Source organism: Pseudoflavonifractor hominis (assembly GCF_014288125.1).
Lineage (GTDB): Bacteria > Bacillota > Clostridia > Oscillospirales > Oscillospiraceae > Pseudoflavonifractor_A > Pseudoflavonifractor_A gallinarum.
The window spans coordinates 202,613-218,881 of sequence record NZ_JACOPR010000001.1; the positions used below are offsets into that span (position 1 = coordinate 202,613).

A 16,269-nucleotide genomic window follows, 5' to 3' on the forward strand; every position below is an offset into this window, starting at 1 on the left:
TTGGCACATAATTTGCTGTTTTCCCATCCGTTTGATAAGATAATCTACATTCGTTGTTTATCTTGACATGTGTTGTTTTGCGTGCTATGCTATCTCACACCATCCCAGGCACACCGGAAAGGAGCATCCCTATGACGCAAACAATCCGCCGTTCCAAGGAGGACCTGCGGCAAAAACGTACCCGGCACCTGCTGGTGCAGGCTCTGGTCGCACTGCTGGAGGAGCAATCCTTCTCCTCCCTCTCCGTGGTGGACATCTGCCAGCGCGCCATGGTCCACCGCACGACCTTCTATGCCCATTTTGAGGATAAACAGGCGCTGCTGCACTATACCATCGAAAGCATCCTCCAGGAATTTGAGATCTCGGCAGCCTCTCCCTCCCTCTCTCCGCACGACTTCTTCCTGGCCGTGGCCCACAGCGCGCTGGTCTTCCTCAGCCAGCACCGCAGCCTGTTCCAGGTGGGACTGGGCACGCAGGATCACTTCGGCGCACTGGCGCTGGAGTCCACCCTGTCTCAGCGTATGTCCCAACATCTGACTCAGCCCTCTTTTCAAGGTATTTGGGGCGATCTGAATCCCGAAATCACGGCCCATTTCTATGCCGGCGCAATGGCGAGCCTCGTCTACTGGTGGGTGGAGCACAATATGCCCGTGACCGAAGAGGTCCTGGTACGCCATCTGGACCACTTCCTGCCCGGCCGATCCATCTGTGCGGAGAAAGGCTGACCGATGTCTCAGAGTAAAAACAGTGAAACCTTCCTTATCAAGCTCGCCCGCTTCATCGTAGACAAGCGCAAGGCGCTCTATCTGGTCTTTCTGGCGGCCAGCATCTTCTGTGCTGCTTCCATCAACAAGGTGCAGATCAACAATGACATCACCTCCTATCTCCCCGCCGACACCGAGACCCGCCGGGGCCTCACCATCATGGAGGAGGAGTTCGTCACCCTGGGCACCGCAAATGTCATGGTGTCCAACATCACCTTTGAGCAGGCAGATGCCCTCTCACAGCATATTTCCCAGATCGAAGGGGTCTCCGAGGTGGTCTTTGATCACACAGAGGAGCACTACAAGGACTCCTCCGCCCTCTTCTCCGTCACCTTTGACGGGGAGGAGACCGACCCCGATACCGTGGCGGCCATGGAGTCCATCAATACCCTTCTGGAGGGCTATGACGCCTATCCCTCCACCACGGTGGGCCGGGATATTTCGGTCAGCCTCCAGAAGGAGATGTCGGTCATTCTGCTCATCGCGGCGACCGTCATCGTGATCGTGCTGACCTTCACCTCCAAGAGCTATATGGAGGTCCCCGTTTACCTCATTGTCTTTGCCGTGGCCGCCATTTTGAACATGGGGACCAACTTCATCTTCGGCACCATCTCCTTTATCACAAACTCCATTGCCATTGTCCTTCAGCTGGCGCTGGCCATTGACTACGCCATCATCTTCTGCCACCGCTATATGGAGGAGCGGGACAACGGACTGGACGCCCGGGATGCCGACATCACCGCCCTCTCCAAGGCCATTGTGGAGATCTCCTCCTCCAGCCTCACCACCATCTCCGGTCTGGTGGCCCTGATGCTCATGCAGCTGCGCATCGGCTTTGATATGGGCATCGTCCTGGCCAAGGGCATCGTATGCAGCATGCTGTGCGTCTTCCTGCTCATGCCCGGTCTGCTGATGCTCTTCCATACCCCCATCGAGCGCACCCGGCACCGGAATCTGGTTCCCAAGATCACCTTCTGGGGCCAGGGCGTGGTCAAGCTGCGTTTTCTGCTTCCCCCCATCTTCCTGGTGGTGGTGATCGTCTGCGCGGTCCTCTCCAATGGCTGCGACTATGTCTTTATCGACACGGACACCGACTTTGACAACAAGCCCGAGTGGCGCATTGCCGACGAGAAGGTGGCCGACACCTTTGGCCAGACCAATACCATCGCCCTTCTGGTCCCCCGGGGCGACTACGAGAAGGAGGGCCAGGTCCTCCGGCAGGTGGAAGCCCTCCCCAACATCACCTCGGCCACGGGCCTTGCCAATATCGAGGTGGAGGACGGTACTTATCTGACCGACCAGCTCACCCCCCGTCAGTTTGCAGAGCTGGCCGGCGTGGATGTGGAGCTGGCCCGGCTTCTCTATCAGGCCTACGGCCTCTCCAACGAGGAATACGGGGCCATCTTCCAGGACGTGGACCAATACACAGCCCCCCTGGTGGACGTCTTTGAGTTCCTGTTAGAGCAAAAGGACAAGGGCGTGGTCTCCCTGAGCGGAGAGCAGGCCCGGGAGGTGGAGGACCTCCAGGAGACACTGGACGCCGGGCTCAAGCAGCTGCGGGGCGAACACTGGTCCCGCCTGGTCTTTGTGGCCGATCTCCCCCAGGAGGGCGAAGAGACCTATGCCCTCCTGGATCAGATCCGCAGCATCGCCAAAGCCCACTACGGTGACGATGTGGTGCTGGTGGGCAACTCCACCAACGCCTTCGACCTCTCCAGCTCCTTCTCCGGTGACAACCTGAAGATCAGCATTTTGACCGCCCTGTTCGTCATGGTCATCCTGCTCTTTACCTTCAAGTCCGCCGGACTTCCCATCCTGCTGGTGCTGACCATCCAGGGCTCGATCTGGATCAACTTCTCCTTCCCCGCTCTCACGGGGACCAACATGTTCTTCCTCAGCTATCTGGTGGTCTCCTCCATTCAGATGGGCGCCACCATCGACTACGCCATTGTCATCACCAACCGCTATCTGGATCTCAAGACCCGGATGGACCGCAGGGAGGCGGTGGTCCAGGCCCTGAACCAGAGCTTCCCCACGGTACTCACCTCGGGCAGCGTCATGTCGGTGGCCGGCTTCCTCATCGGCAATATCTCCACGGACGCCACCATCGGCTCGGTGGGACTGGCCCTCGGACGGGGCACCCTCACCTCCATCCTGCTGGTCATGACCGTCCTGCCCCAGCTCCTGCTGCTGGGTGACGCCCTCATTGAGCGCACCGCCATCACCCTCAACCGGGACCGGAAGCAGCGCTTCAACCAGGGCACCATGCGCCTGGATGGCCATGTCCGGGGGCATGTCTCCGGCTTCATCGACGGTGAGTTCAAGGGCGTGCTCCACGGCAGTGTGGACGCCCTCATCGAGAGCCATTACCAGAAACCCGATCTCTTACAGGAGGAAGACCATGAAGACCATCCTTAAACGTTCCGCGGCGGCGCTGCTCTCCCTGGTCCTCTGCCTGAGTCTGCTCCCTCCCGCCTGGGCTGCCGGGGATACCATTTCTATCTCCAGCATCACCGATTTTCTAGACTTTGCTCAGTCCTGCCAGAGCGACGCCTATTCCAAAGGGCTGACCGTGGAGCTTCAGACCGATCTGGATCTCTCGGGCAGCGGATTTACCTCTATCCCGGTCTTCTGTGGTACCTTCCACGGAAACGGCCACAAGATTACCCACTTCTACCACACCCAGCGGGGTTCCCAGGCCGGCCTGTTCCGCCGCATCGAGGCGGGCGCGTTGGTCTCCGATCTGACGGTGGAGGACGCCGTCCTCTCCCCCGAAGGCTCCCGCTCCGATGTGGGAATTCTGGTCGGACAGAACCGCGGCACCCTTGCCAACTGCACCGTCTCCGGCCAGGTGGAGGGGGAGAGCCGGGTGGGCGGACTGGCCGGCATCAACGAGACCGGCGGCGTGATCCGCGGCTGCACCAACCAGGCCGAGGTAAAGGCCTCCGCCGACGCCGGCGGCATCGTCGGGCACAACGACGGGCTCGTGGAGCACTGTGTGAACCACGGTCCCGTCAACCAGGACGGCGAAGCCAGCGCACCCAGCAACACCGGCGGCATCGCCGGCCGTTCCACGGGCACCATCCAGTTCTGTGAAAATGACGCCGACCTGGGATACCCCCATCTGGGCTACAACACCGGCGGCATCGTGGGGCTCCAGAGCGGAGCGGTGGTCTCCTGCCGCAACACGGGGAGCATCTTCGGCCGCAAGGATGTGGGCGGCATCGTGGGACAGCTGGAGCCCCATGTGGAGCTCTCTTTCGGGACGGACCCTATGGAGGAATTGGATGCGGCCCTCTCCAACCTCTCCGGGCAGATGCAGACCCTCTCTGACCAGCTCAGTGACGCTGCTGGAGACGCCGCCCAGGACACCCAGGCCATCAGCGACGCCATGGACGCCATCCGGGATCGGACACATGCCGCCGGTACCGAGGGAATGGAAGACGCGGATGCCGCCATCCAGACCATCTATACCGCCTCACAGTCCATGGGCCAGGCCCTGGACCTCCTGCTGGACTGCACCGATTCCTTCCGGGCCGACGCCGAGCGGCAGCTCAGCGCCATGGACAAATCCATCTCGGACCTGCGCACCGCGGCCGATCACCTGGCGGGAGATGCCGATGCCGGTCTTACCGACGCCTTTGACACCCTGGAAAGTGACCTCTCCCGCATCCAGCGGGAGGTGGACCAGGGGATCGGCGGCAATCTGGACGCCCTCCACCGCGATTTGGAGCAGCTCCAGAACTTTGTGAAAGATGTGGCGCGCATCGTCAGCGGGGATGGCTCGCTGAGTGAAAAGCTCGCCGCCCTGCGGGAGGCGGCCGATGCCATCCAGAGCGTGGACATCCGCGGCCATCTGGACGGTATCCGCACTGCCATCGGCAACATCGCCTCCATCAGCAAGAGCCTCAGCTCTTCCCTCAACCGCATCTATCAGGACACCAGTGACGACCTTCAGGAGGACTGGGACGATGCCGATGCCGCTCTCTCCGCCCTGGACAAGGCCACCGATGCCCTGCGGAAGAGCGCTTCCGCCTATGGGCAGTCCGCCAGTGACTCCCTCCATACGGTGAGCACCCAGACCGATCTCATCTCTGACACCCTCAAAGCCTATTGGGACACCGCCAGCGACAAGGGACAGAGTGCGGCCGACGACATTGATGCCCAGCTCTCCCTGATCCACGACCAGGTGGAGAAGATGACCAGCGGCGCCTCCTCGGTCAATCAGGACGTCCACACCACCACGACCGCCATCCTCACCCAGCTGGATGTGGCCCGGGCCGCCATCCGGGCGCTGACCGACCAGCCGAAAAAGACGGTGCAGGACATCTCCGCCGACCATGCGGACACCGGTCCGGGCCGAATCAGCACCTGTACCAATACCGGCGTCATCCAGGCCGATGCCAATGTGGGTGGGATCGCCGGTATGGTCTCCCTGGAGCTGGGGGAGGACCCGGAGCAGGATCTGGACCTGGAGGATGAGCAGGTTCTAGTGGACACCACAGTCCTGCTCACCGCCACCGTTCTGGGCTGCCGCAACGACGGAGATATCACCGCCAAAAAGGACTCGGCCGGCGGCATTGTTGGCCGGGGCGAGGTAGGCGCCATTCTCCAGTGCGTCAGCCGCAGCCGTGTGGAGACGGATGACGCCGGACAGGCCGGCGGGATCGCCGGGCTCTCCCGCTCGGTCATCCGGGACTGTGCCGCCCAGGCCGAACTGAAGGGCGGCGACGCCCTGGGCGGGATCGCCGGCGAGGGCCGGGACATCTCCGGCTGTCTCGCCATGACCGTCATCGACAGTTCCGGCGAACAGCTGGGCGCCGTGGCCGGGACCGCCGACGGCACGGTCTCTGAGAACTACTTCCTCCAGGAAGAGCTGGGGGGCGTGGACGGCATGAGCTACACCGGCCAGGCCGAAGGGCTCTCCTATGATGCCTTCTCCGCACTGCCCGATCTGCCCGCCGATTTTCTGGATTTCCAGGTCGCCTTTGTCTCCAACGGAACGGTGATCCGCTCCATTCCTGTGGAATACGGCGGCAGCATAGACCCCTCGGACATCCCCGACGTCCCCGTCTGGGAAGGGCGCTACGGCACCTGGGAGGACTTCCCACAGGTCAATCTCCGCCGCAGCGTCACGGTCCACGCGGTCTATGACAACTGGACCACCACCATCTCCTCGGGCGGCACACAGCCCCTGCTCCTGGCCGAGGGCAGCTTTTCACCTGCGGCCCGTCTGAGCATTGCCGACTGGAACTGTGATGCCGCCCTGCTCCCCTCCGGCCTCAAGGTGCTGGACAGCACTTCCTACGACATCACCGATCCCGACGCGGAGGTCCCCTCTCAGGTCACACTGCGCCTGCGCAGTGAGGACCCCTCCGCCCGGGTCTTCCTCCTGGAGGACGGAGCACTGACCGAGCTGGATGCCACCGTGGACGGCAGCTATCTGGTCTGTTCCGCGCCCTCCTCCGGTTCCCTCCTTCTGGCCGTGAAGCCGGGGCCCTCCCTCCCCCTGCTGATTGGCTGCGGCGGGGGTGTCCTTCTTCTGATGGCCGGCGGCCTGCTCCTCTTCCGGCGTCGGCGCGCCACGCCCCGGAGCACTCCGGCGGCCGAAACCGAGCAACCTTCCGCACCGGTATAAGAACAAAAAAAGCGGGCCGTCTGCTTTCCGGCAGACGGCCCGCTCTCTTGCACTCTGTTCAGTTTTCCTCCCGGCGGGGCATCCGGGAGAGCTTTACGCAGGCCATGATGACGCCCACCAGGAACCAGTAGATAAACATATTCCGGGGATAGAACCAGGTGTACTCGGCAAAGCCGATCACCAGAATCCCGCAGAAGGCTCCCAGGGCGGCGGCCAGCATATGGCGCACTCGCTTGTCCATGGTCTGATAGTACTGCTTCACGCCGGTCTTGAGGGTGTAGGCCAGCATGGCCAGATAGCTCAAAAAGCCCCAGATTCCCGTCTCGCCCCACATCTGGAGGTAGTTGTTGTGTAGATGAATGGGGAAGCTCCCGTCATACATGGCCGGGTAGGCGTGGAAGGCCTGCTTCATCACGTCAGTGCCCAGGCCCACGCCCTTGTACCAGTAGTCCCGCATCAGATCCACTGATGCATCATAGATAGCCAAGCGGTAGCGGGTGGAGGAGTCCTTCAAATTGCCGATGGTGAGGATGCGGTTATAGATGGTCTCGGGCAGGAAGGGAATGAGACACAGACCGGCCACCAGCATCACCGGCACCAGGCGCCAGTTCTCCAGGGCGATGAATACACATATCGCCAAGGCCAGGCCGATCCAACTCGCACGGCCGTAGGTCAGGCCAATGGCCGCCACGCAAGGGAAGAGGGCCACAAAGGACCAAAAGCGGCCCCGCACCGTTTTAGCCGAGAGCAGAATCGCCAGATCCAGCGGGATGAGCATGGCCAGAAGCTCCGCGAAGTTATTGGGGTTATCAAAGAAGGAGTAGACCCGCCCGGGCATGCCGTAGTTGACGGTCATATCCTGCTGGGAGGCCACGATCTCCACGCCCACATAGCCCTGATAGCAGCCATACAGGGCGGCCACCGTGATTCCGGCCACCGCCAGCGCCACCATCAGCCGGAGCTGCTCATACCGCTTCACCGAGCTGACCACCAGCACCACGATGAGGAAGGAGATCACATGGAACGAGAAGAAGCGCATGGACAGGCGGGTGGACAGACTGGCCACCAGCGCACAGCCGATGCACATGAGATAGAAGAGCATATAGGGCCCGAAGATGGTGCTCTCCAGATGGTGCTTGGGCCGGGATGCGCTTCCCACCACAAAGAGGGCGGTCACACCCACCGCGCCCAGCAGGCCGTAGGCATTGTTCCAGATCTGGTGGGGGGCGATCAGCATCACCAGCAGGAAGAGGCCCATCAGGAAGAAGCTGGCCCCGCCCATAGCGGAGAGGGCACGGAAGACCAGGCTTCCGTCCCACACACCCTTCCCCACCCGGTAGATCCACCGGACCAGGGTACAGGGCAGGTTTAAAATCAGGGTGAAGAGAGAGCAGGATACGCTCTCCCGCCAGCTTTTGGGCAGGGTGCCCTCCCGCCAGACGAACTGGCACAGGGCGCTTCCCTGCACCCAGCGGCAGATGGCCCGGCCTATCCGGGCAAACACCCGCCCCACAGCGCTCTCCCCCCAGGCCCCGGCAAGGACCTGCCAGATTCCCAGAAGGAAGCGCAGTAAGATACTGTTTTCTGCAATTGACATGGGATTCTCCTTTTTCAGCGTTTCCGTGCGGCCTCATAGACGGCATAGGTCTTTTCCATCCACTTGTGGATCTCGAACTTCTCGTCGATGGTCCGCAGCGCCCCCTCGCGGCACCGCGCCAGCAGGCCCGGGTCCTCCATCAGGCGCTTCATGGCCTCCGACATGGAGACCGGATCGTCATACCGCACCAGCGCGCCGCAGCCGGCCTCGTCGTTGACGATGTCCCGGTTGCCGCCCATATCGGTGGCGATGACGGGCAGTCCCGCTGCCATGGCCTCGATGATGAGATAGGACAGGGCCTCGTGCTCCGAGGCGTTCACATACAGGTCCGAACCCTTGTAGAGGTTCTTGATGTCCTTGCGGAAGCCAATGAACTTCACCTGCTCCTCCAGCCCCAGTTCCTTCACCTGGGCCTTGGAGGGCTCCAGCAGGGGCCCGTCTCCCGCCAGCACCATAGTGAAGGGCACCGCCGTGATGGTGGTCAGCCGCTTGAGGGAGTCGATGAGGTATTTGTGCCCCTTGTCCTCGGCAAAACGGGAGGCGCAGAGCATCACAAACCGGTCCTCCGGGATGCCCAGCTCCTGCCGCAGGGTGGACTCCGACCGGTCCCCGGCCCATGCCGCCGGGTCCACCGAGTTGAAGATCACCTGGATCCGATCCCCGGACCAGCCGTTGGCGATGAGCTGTTCCTTTCCCTTGTTACACACGGCGATCATCTGATCCTGCCGCTTGTCCATCCAGCGGTTGGACAGGCGGGTCATGGCATCGTTAGCCAGCACGAAGTGGTTGGTGTATACCACCCGGATGTGGGGGTTGTACTTCTTGGCCAGCAGGGCGGTGTAGTGCTCCCGCAGGTAGTGGCAGTGGACCAGGTCGATCTCCCACTCCCGGCACAGCTCGGCCAGCTCTTTGGCCGCCTTGAAGTCAAAGCGGCGGCGCATCTCCACCCGGCGACAGGGCACGCCCATCTCCTCTAGACGCTCCACCAGGAGCCCGCCCTCGTTGTAGGCGAAATAGGCCTCCACCCGGGTGTGGTTCAGATAGCGGACCAGCGTCTCTACATACCGCTCGGTGCCGGCCTTCCCGGCAAAGTTGAGCAGATAGAGGACCTTCATCATAAAAAGGACCCTCCTTTTCTTTCTTGATTGATGTGGACAGAAACCCACGCTCTTTATTTTACCGTCAACCACCCGGTTTGTCCACTCTTTCTTCCCGATTCTCCTCTTCCCACCGGTTTCCCGATTTGTCTTGAAGGGTATGATAGGTATATGGTATAATAGAGAGCTAAATGCCGTGGAAAATAATACAGGAGTGACCCTTGATTATGAAAACAGGTCTTATCACCTTCCATTTTGCCCACCATTACGGGGCTCAGCTTCAGGCCTACGCCACCATGCGGGCCATTCAGGGCCTGGGCCACGACTGCGAGATCATCGACTTCCGTCTGCCCCACACCACACGCACCAATGAGCTCTTCAAGCGCTCGGCCTCGGTGCGCGCACTGGCCTCCGACGCCCACACCGCCCTCCACTACGGCGCCTTCAAGGCCCGCTATGATCGCTTCAATGCCTTTGTGGAGGAGCAGATGAATCTGAGTCCCCGCCGTTACACCTCCTTTCAGGAGCTGAAAAACGATCCGCCCGCCTATGACGTCTATGTGGCGGGCAGCGACCAGATCTGGAACCCCTTCATCTACGCGGACAAGCAGTTTGAGCCCGCCTTCCTGCTGGACTTTGTCCGGGAGGGCCGGAAGATCTCCTACGCGCCCAGTCTGGCCACCCCCACCCTTCCGCCCCCCTATGACGCCCAGTTCCGGCACTACCTCTCCAGCTTTGACGCCCTCTCCGCCCGGGAGAAGCGGGGACAGGTGCTCATGAAAGAGGTGGCCGGACGGGATGCCCGGCTGGTGCTGGACCCCACCCTGCTCCTCACCGGCGAGCAGTGGGGCGAGCTGGCCGTGGCCCCCAAGATCCAGGGCCCCTACATCCTGTGCTACTTTGTCTCCGATCCCGGAGAGGTGGCTCCCTATGTCCAGGCCCTGGCCGAGCGCACCGGCTGGCCCATCGTGCAGCTGGCCGGCGCCCGGCGGAAGCTCCCCGGTGTGAAGGAGCTGGTCTTTGACGCCGGTCCCCGGGAGTTCCTGGGCCTCTTCCAGCATGCCGCCTGCGTGTGCACCAACTCCTTCCATGGCGCGGTCTTCTCCCTCCAGTTCGACCGCCCCTTCTTCACCTCCATGTCCCCCAAGGAGCGGGCCAACCCCACCTTCTCCCGCATTTACAGCCTTCTCTCCCGGCTGGGCTGCGCCGACCGGGTCATCGGCATGGCGACTACCGCCCCCGTGGACGCCCCCATCGACTACGACCATGTCCACGAAAAGCTCACCGAGGCCCGCAGCGACTGTCTGGCCTATCTAAAGGCCGCCATTGAGGGCACCCCCATTCCCCCCGAGCAGACCGATGAGCCCACCGCGCCCGCCAACCGGCCCACCCTGTGCGCTCCGGCGGCCTGCACCGGGTGTACTGCCTGCGCCTCGGTCTGCCCGGTGAACGCCATCTCCATGCAGCCCGACCATGAGGGCTTCCTCCGCCCCGTGGTATCTGACGCCTGTGTGCTCTGCCGGAAGTGCGAGGGGGTCTGCCCCGGCCTGCATCCCCGTCCCGCCGCCGACAGCGACGCTCAGCCCGATCCGGTCCACGCCGTCTGGTGCAAGGAGGAGGCCGTGCGGCAGAAGAGCACCTCCGGCGGCTTCTTCACCGTTCTGGCCCGGGACACCTTCCAGCGGGGGGGCGTGGTCTTCGGGGCCGTGCTGGAGCAGGGCCGCGTCGTGCGCCATGCCCCCGCCCGCACCGAGGCGGAACTGGCCCCCATGCGGGGCTCCAAATACGCCCAGAGCGACCTGGGCGACACCTTCCGCCAGATCAAGGACCTTCTGGAGCAGGGAACGCCCGTGCTCTTCTCAGGCCTTGCCTGCCAGGTGGACGGTTTGAACCGCTATCTGGGCCGGGATTATCCCCAGCTCACCACCGTGGATCTGGTGTGTCACGGCGTACCCTCCCCCGCCGTCCTCCGCGCCTTTGTGGAGGAGCTGGAGCACACCCACGGCAAGCAGGTCACCAACCTGCGCTTCCGGGACAAGGAGCACGGCTGGCAGACCGCCCACCTCACCGCGGAGTTCTCGGACGGCAGCCACTGGACCGAGGTGCTCTACCGCACCACCTTCGGCCGGGGTTTCGGCATGGGACTCTTCCTGCGCCCCTGCTGCGCCCAGTGCGCCTATACCAACACCCACCGGCCGGCCGACTTCACCCTGGGCGACTTCTGGGGCCTGGACCCCAAGCTGGAGCTGCCTACTGACCGGAGCAAGGGCATCTCTCTGGTGCTGGTTAACTCGGGCAAGGCGGAGGAGCGTTTCGCCGCCCTGGCCGACCGGTTCGGCCAGGTGGAGCGTCCCCTCTCCGAGGCGGTGGCGGGCAATCCCCGTCTGGCCTCCCCCAGCGTGCCCAGCCCCAAACGCGCCGCCTTCTTTGCCTCCTTCCGCACCCGTCCCTTTGAAAAGACCGCGGCCCAGTTCCTCTCCCAGCCCCCGCTGCCCTACCGCATGGCCTCCAAGGTCCTCACCCCCCAGATGAAGCAGGTCATCCGGAAGGTTTTGAAGTAGGACTGAAATATTTACAAATTGTTCTGGATTTTTCCGTTTCACCCTGCTAGGATAGGGTAGACTCTGGACAATACTGTTTGGGAGGTATTCGTTTGCGTTCGATTGACACTTGGCTGGACCGCTTCTGCTACAAACATCCGCGGTTCGGGATCCCCCATCTCATCAACTATATCATCTTCGGCAACGTTATCGTCTATGTGCTGGACATGTTCTCCAGCGGTATGGCCAGCGCCCTGCTGGGACTGGATTTTGGGGCCGCCATTCTGAATCTTCAGCTCTGGCGCCTGGTCACCTTTGTCTTTGTGCCCGAGGCCTCCAGGCCGATCTGGTTCGTGGTCGCCATGTTCTTCTATTACTTCCTGGGCAATACCATGGAAGAGAGCTGGGGAAGTGCCAAATTCACCCTGTTCTACCTCTGCGGCGCGGTACTCACCTTCCTGGCCAGCATCGTCACCTATTTCTGGACCGGCGGCACCATGGGCTATATGGTCAGCCTCGGTTCGGTCCATGAGACCCTGTTTCTGGCCTTTGCCACCCTTTATCCCGACGCTCAGATTCGGGTGTACTTCATTCTGCCCGTCAAGGCCAAGTGGCTGGCTGGCTTCTATGTCTTCCTTCAGGTGTGGAACATCGTCAGCATGAACCGGGTGTTCCTGCCCATTCTGCTCCCCGTTCTGCTGCCCATGCTGATCGCCGCCTGGGTCAACTACGCCATTTTCTTCTGGTCGGATATCAGCCGCCTGTTCCGCCGCGCCAATGCCCGGCGCCGCCATCAGGCCTCGGCTCAGACCGTCAATTTCAAGAAGGCCACGCAGCAGGCCCAGCAGAAAAAGGAGTACATCCACAAGTGCGCCGTGTGCGGCAAGACCGACACGGACTACCCCGATCTGGAGTTCCGCTACTGCTCCAAGTGCAACGGCTACTACTGCTACTGCAAAGAGCACATCAACAACCACGTGCATATCCAGTGATAAACAAATGGGTCCGTTCCCCTGGAGGGAACGGACCCATTTTAGTCTGGCAATAAAGTATATCTCTGCGATTTTGGCTGCAAGAGCCTCGCAGAGTTCCGCCGTCCGCAGACGGCGGAAGAGGGTCAAAGCGTGTTTTCCGGCGGCGTGTACGTCGGAAAACACTCCTCTCAGGCCGCAAGTGTGCGCGCGAAAGCAAGTGCGCGTGGCGGCCTGCATCCACTCGAAAAAATGCTTGCATTTTTGAGAAGCGTGTCTATGGAACGACGCTGTATTCTGTTTCCCGCAGGACCACCGGGCTGTGCCGCCACTCCTCCCCACAGGGCGGGACCGCCTCCAGGCACAGTCCGAAGCGGTCGGTACACCGGCTCTCCAGTGCGAAGAGGGCTCGCCCCTCCGGGGAAAGCGCCCGTGCGTGGGCCGGTTTCGTGAGGATGGGGAGGGTGGCCTTTTCCTTCATCTCGGCCAACAGCACTCTGCCCCGGTGGTTGAAGCCCAGCACCCGCAGATAGGGCACATGCGCGGGCCGGTCCCGGGCGGTCAGACCCAGAAAGGCCCAGGTCACCATCCGCCGCAGCCGGGCGTGGGTATAGCGCCGGGTCTTGGCCAGGGTCAAAAATTCCTCCACCGTGCCCGCCGCCCGGCCGCAGCGCACCAGCCGCTCGGGCAGACCCTCCCTGGCCCCACTGTCGGGGAGGAGGGCCCAGTCTCCCTCCTCCATGGTACGCAGACGGTCCAGCACCAGGCGCTCGCACCGCGCTCCGTCGGCCAGGTTTCCCTGCCAGGGCTGGGTGAGAAATGGCTCTGCCGCCCCGCTCTCTCCTGCCCGCAGCAGCTGCCGCAGATGGGACGCCGAGGCAAAGCCCTCCGCCGCCCCGCCGTCATGGGCCACGCCCTGCCGCTGCACGGTCATGGCCTCCCACCCGGCCGGGAGAAAGCGGAGGTACTCGATCCCCAGGTTGTCGTTGGGCCGGGCCAGGCAGGCCGCCCTGTCCGGCCGCCCCTGTTGCTCCAGCAGCGCTGCGGCCGCCGCCTGCCGGGCCGCCGGAAAGGCCATCCCCGTCCCCGCCAGACGGCGCACCTCCCGGTGGTACTCCTCCCGGTTCAGGCAGTCGGCCGCCGCCCGGAGAGACTTCAGCTCCCCGCTCTCGCTGCCGAAGGAGAGGGTATCCACCACCCCCGTCCCGGCCAGCACCTCCACCGCCCCCCGGGCGAAGGCCTCGGCCGAGGCGCAGGCCCACAGGGTGGGGAGCTCCAGCACCAGGTCGGCGCCCCCCCGCAGGGCCAGCTCCGCCCGGCACCATTTGTCGGTCAGCGCACACTCTCCCCGCTGGACCCAGTGCCCGCTCATGGCGCACACGATGGCCCGCTCCCCGCCCAGACGGCGGCGGGTCTGGGCAATATGCCAGGCGTGTCCCGTGTGAAAGGGGTTATATTCGGCTACTATTCCAACTGCGCGCATAAAAAGGGGCCTCCTTGAAAAAAATCCTATCACATGGGGCAAAGCGGGGTTGTTCTTTCCAGAAAAATACGCTAAAATACATATGTTACAGCTCTATTCTACAATACCTTCCCCCCGGCACACAAGCCGGGGAACCCAAAATAAAGGAGAGTTATGTGTCATGAAGGTTCTTGTTATCAACGCGGGCAGCTCCTCCCTGAAGTATCAGCTGCTGGATCCCAGCACGGAGGAGGTCCTGGCTCAGGGTCTGTGTGAGCGCATCGGCATCGACGGCCGTCTGACCCACAAGATCCCCGCCACCGGCGCCAAGCACGTGTTTGAGATCGCCATGCCCACCCACGCCGAGGCCATCCAGGCCGTTCTGGACGCTCTGACCAGCGCGGAGCACGGCGTCATCAAGAGCATGAGCGAGATCGAGGCGGTGGGCCATCGCGTGGTCCACGGCGGCGAGAAGTTCGCCTCCTCCGTCAAGATCGACGAGGCCGTGATGGCCGCTCTGGAGGAGTGCATCCCCCTGGCTCCTCTGCACAACCCCGCCAACATCACCGGCATCAAGGCCTGCGAGAAGGTCATGCCCGGCGTGCCCATGGTCGCCGTGTTCGACACCGCTTTCCATCAGACCATGCCCGCCAAGAGCTACATCTACGCTCTGCCCTACGAGTACTATGAGAACGACAAGGTCCGCCGCTACGGCTTCCACGGCACCTCTCACAAGTACGTGGCCGGCCGTGCCGCCGCTATGCTGGGCAAGAAGCCTGAGGAGCTCAAGCTGATCTCCTGCCACCTGGGCAACGGCTCTTCCATCACCGCCATCGACGGCGGCAAGAGCGTGGACACCACCATGGGCTTCACCCCCCTGGCCGGCGTGCCCATGGGTACCCGTTCCGGCGATCTGGATGCCGGCATCCTGGAGTACCTGATGAACAAGTACAACATGGACATCAAGGAGATGCTCACCGTTCTGAACAAGAAGTCCGGCGTGCAGGGCATTTCCGGTGTGTCCTCCGACTTCCGTGACCTGGAAGAGGCTGCTGCTCAGGGCAACCAGCGTGCCGCTCTGGCTCTGGAGGCCTTCCAGTACAGCGTGCGCAAGTTCGTGGGCGCTTATGCCGCCGCCATGGGCGGGGTGGACGCCATCATCTTCACCGCCGGCGTGGGCGAGAACGACGCCGCCACCCGTATGGCCATCGCCTCCGGTCTGGAGTTCATGGGCGTGAAGATGGACGCCGAGGCCAACAACGTCCGCGGCAAGGAGGCTGTCATCTCCGCCGCCGACTCCAAGGTCAAGGTCCTGCTCATCCCCACCAACGAGGAGCTCATGATCGCCCGCGACACCGCCGAGATCGTCGGCAAGTAAATTTCTTGCATCGCAGCATCCCCGCGGTCCCAGTCCGGCCGTGGGGATGTCTGTTTTTTCCCACTTCCCCCAAATCATACACTCACTGACAAGGAGGATCTCACTATGTCCACTCCCCATATCGAAGCCGAGCGCGGCGCTTACGCCAAGACCGTTCTCATGCCCGGCGACCCCCTCCGGGCCAAATTCATTGCCGAGACCTTCCTCACCGACGCCGTGCAGGTCAACGGCGTGCGCGGCATGCTGGGCTTCACCGGCAAGTACAAGGGCGTCCCGGTCTCCGTCCAGGGCAGCGGCATGGGCTGCCCCTCCATGGGCATCTACTCCTATGAGCTCTACCACTTCTACGACGTGGAGAATATCATCCGCATCGGCACCACCGGCTCCATCCGGGAGGACCTGAAGGTGGGCGACCTGGTCATGGCCATGGGTGCCTGCACCACCTCCAATTTCGCCGCCCAGTACCACCTGCCCGGCCTCTTTGCCCCCACCGCCTCCTTCCCCCTGCTCAAGACCGCGGAGGCCATTGCCTCTGCCCGGAAGGATCTCCACTGCGTGGTGGGCAACGTGCTCTCGGCCGATGTGTTCTATGACGACGTCTCCCCCGTGGAGGACTGGCGGAAGATGGGCGTCCTGGCCATCGAGATGGAGGCCAACGCCCTCTACTGCAACGCCGCCCGGGCCGGAAAGCAGGCCCTGGCCATGTTCACAGTCTCCGATGAGCTCCTCACCGGCGCCAGCGCTTCCGCCGCTGAGCGGCAGACCGCCTTCACCGCCATGATGGAGGTGGCACTGGACACCGCCGCCGCCCTGTAAGGACTC

10 protein-coding genes are annotated in these 16,269 nt (G+C 62.8%); 7 read left to right on the forward strand and 3 right to left on the reverse strand.

All coding sequences use genetic code 11. From position 1 onward, the window contains the following. Positions 1-131 precede the first annotated feature (131 nt). The 3 genes from H8S34_RS01020 to H8S34_RS01030 are packed head-to-tail and all read left to right on the forward strand — an operon-like array spanning position 132 to position 6,402. Positions 132-725, forward strand: a complete 594-nt coding sequence (locus tag H8S34_RS01020) for a TetR/AcrR family transcriptional regulator (RefSeq protein WP_180956883.1) — start codon at positions 132-134, stop codon at positions 723-725. 3 nt (positions 726-728) lie between these two features. Continuing rightward, on the forward strand, positions 729-3,182 hold the full coding sequence (locus tag H8S34_RS01025) for an efflux RND transporter permease subunit (RefSeq protein WP_186962805.1): 2,454 nt from the start codon (positions 729-731) through the stop codon (positions 3,180-3,182). Next, positions 3,166-6,402, forward strand: a complete 3,237-nt coding sequence (locus tag H8S34_RS01030) for an apolipoprotein A1/A4/E family protein (protein WP_186962806.1) — start codon at positions 3,166-3,168, stop codon at positions 6,400-6,402. Before H8S34_RS01025 ends, H8S34_RS01030 begins: the two co-directional genes overlap by 17 nt. Before the next feature lie 58 nt (positions 6,403-6,460). Here H8S34_RS01030 and H8S34_RS01035 read toward each other — a convergent pair whose 3' ends face one another. Further along, on the reverse strand, positions 6,461-7,999 hold the full coding sequence (locus tag H8S34_RS01035; protein ID WP_186962807.1) for an O-antigen ligase family protein: 1,539 nt from the start codon (positions 7,997-7,999) through the stop codon (positions 6,461-6,463). 14 nt (positions 8,000-8,013) lie between these two features. Next, positions 8,014-9,117, reverse strand: coding sequence for a glycosyltransferase family 4 protein (locus tag H8S34_RS01040; protein WP_186962808.1), 1,104 nt, complete (start codon positions 9,115-9,117; stop codon positions 8,014-8,016). 206 nt (positions 9,118-9,323) lie between these two features. Here H8S34_RS01040 and H8S34_RS01045 point away from each other — a divergent pair, with 206 nt between their 5' ends. Continuing rightward, on the forward strand, positions 9,324-11,657 hold the full coding sequence (locus tag H8S34_RS01045; protein ID WP_186962809.1) for a polysaccharide pyruvyl transferase family protein: 2,334 nt from the start codon (positions 9,324-9,326) through the stop codon (positions 11,655-11,657). Between the two features lie 92 nt (positions 11,658-11,749). After that, positions 11,750-12,628 (forward strand): rhomboid family intramembrane serine protease, encoded by an 879-nt coding sequence (locus tag H8S34_RS01050; RefSeq protein WP_186962810.1) that lies wholly within the window; start codon positions 11,750-11,752, stop codon positions 12,626-12,628. A gap of 256 nt (positions 12,629-12,884) precedes the next feature. Here the strand turns inward: H8S34_RS01050 and H8S34_RS01055 are convergent, their stop codons facing one another. Next, the gene (locus H8S34_RS01055; protein ID WP_186962811.1) at positions 12,885-14,090 is read right to left on the reverse strand and encodes a tRNA(Met) cytidine acetate ligase; all 1,206 of its coding nucleotides are present in this window, start codon (positions 14,088-14,090) and stop codon (positions 12,885-12,887) included. A gap of 160 nt (positions 14,091-14,250) precedes the next feature. Between H8S34_RS01055 and H8S34_RS01060 the strand changes: the two genes are divergently transcribed. Beyond that, positions 14,251-15,447 (forward strand): acetate/propionate family kinase, encoded by a 1,197-nt coding sequence (locus H8S34_RS01060; protein WP_101693521.1) that lies wholly within the window; start codon positions 14,251-14,253, stop codon positions 15,445-15,447. 105 nt (positions 15,448-15,552) lie between these two features. Further along, positions 15,553-16,263 carry a purine-nucleoside phosphorylase gene (gene deoD / locus H8S34_RS01065; protein WP_101693522.1) on the forward strand — a complete coding sequence of 237 codons (711 nt, stop codon included), beginning with the start codon at positions 15,553-15,555 and terminating at the stop codon, positions 16,261-16,263. Positions 16,264-16,269 lie beyond the last annotated feature (6 nt).

Excerpts from the sequence above, each read along its gene's own strand:
- H8S34_RS01020 (WP_180956883.1), top strand. The coding sequence starts at position 132 with ATGACGCAAACAATCCGCCGTTCCAAGGAGGACCTGCGGCAAAAACGT.
- H8S34_RS01025 (WP_186962805.1), top strand. The coding sequence starts at position 729 with ATGTCTCAGAGTAAAAACAGTGAAACCTTCCTTATCAAGCTCGCCCGC.
- H8S34_RS01030 (WP_186962806.1), top strand. The coding sequence starts at position 3,166 with ATGAAGACCATCCTTAAACGTTCCGCGGCGGCGCTGCTCTCCCTGGTC.
- H8S34_RS01035 (WP_186962807.1), bottom strand. The coding sequence starts at position 7,999 with ATGTCAATTGCAGAAAACAGTATCTTACTGCGCTTCCTTCTGGGAATC.
- H8S34_RS01040 (WP_186962808.1), bottom strand. The coding sequence starts at position 9,117 with ATGATGAAGGTCCTCTATCTGCTCAACTTTGCCGGGAAGGCCGGCACC.
- H8S34_RS01045 (WP_186962809.1), top strand. The coding sequence starts at position 9,324 with ATGAAAACAGGTCTTATCACCTTCCATTTTGCCCACCATTACGGGGCT.
- H8S34_RS01055 (WP_186962811.1), bottom strand. The coding sequence starts at position 14,090 with ATGCGCGCAGTTGGAATAGTAGCCGAATATAACCCCTTTCACACGGGA.
- H8S34_RS01060 (WP_101693521.1), top strand. The coding sequence starts at position 14,251 with ATGAAGGTTCTTGTTATCAACGCGGGCAGCTCCTCCCTGAAGTATCAG.
- deoD (WP_101693522.1), top strand. The coding sequence starts at position 15,553 with ATGTCCACTCCCCATATCGAAGCCGAGCGCGGCGCTTACGCCAAGACC.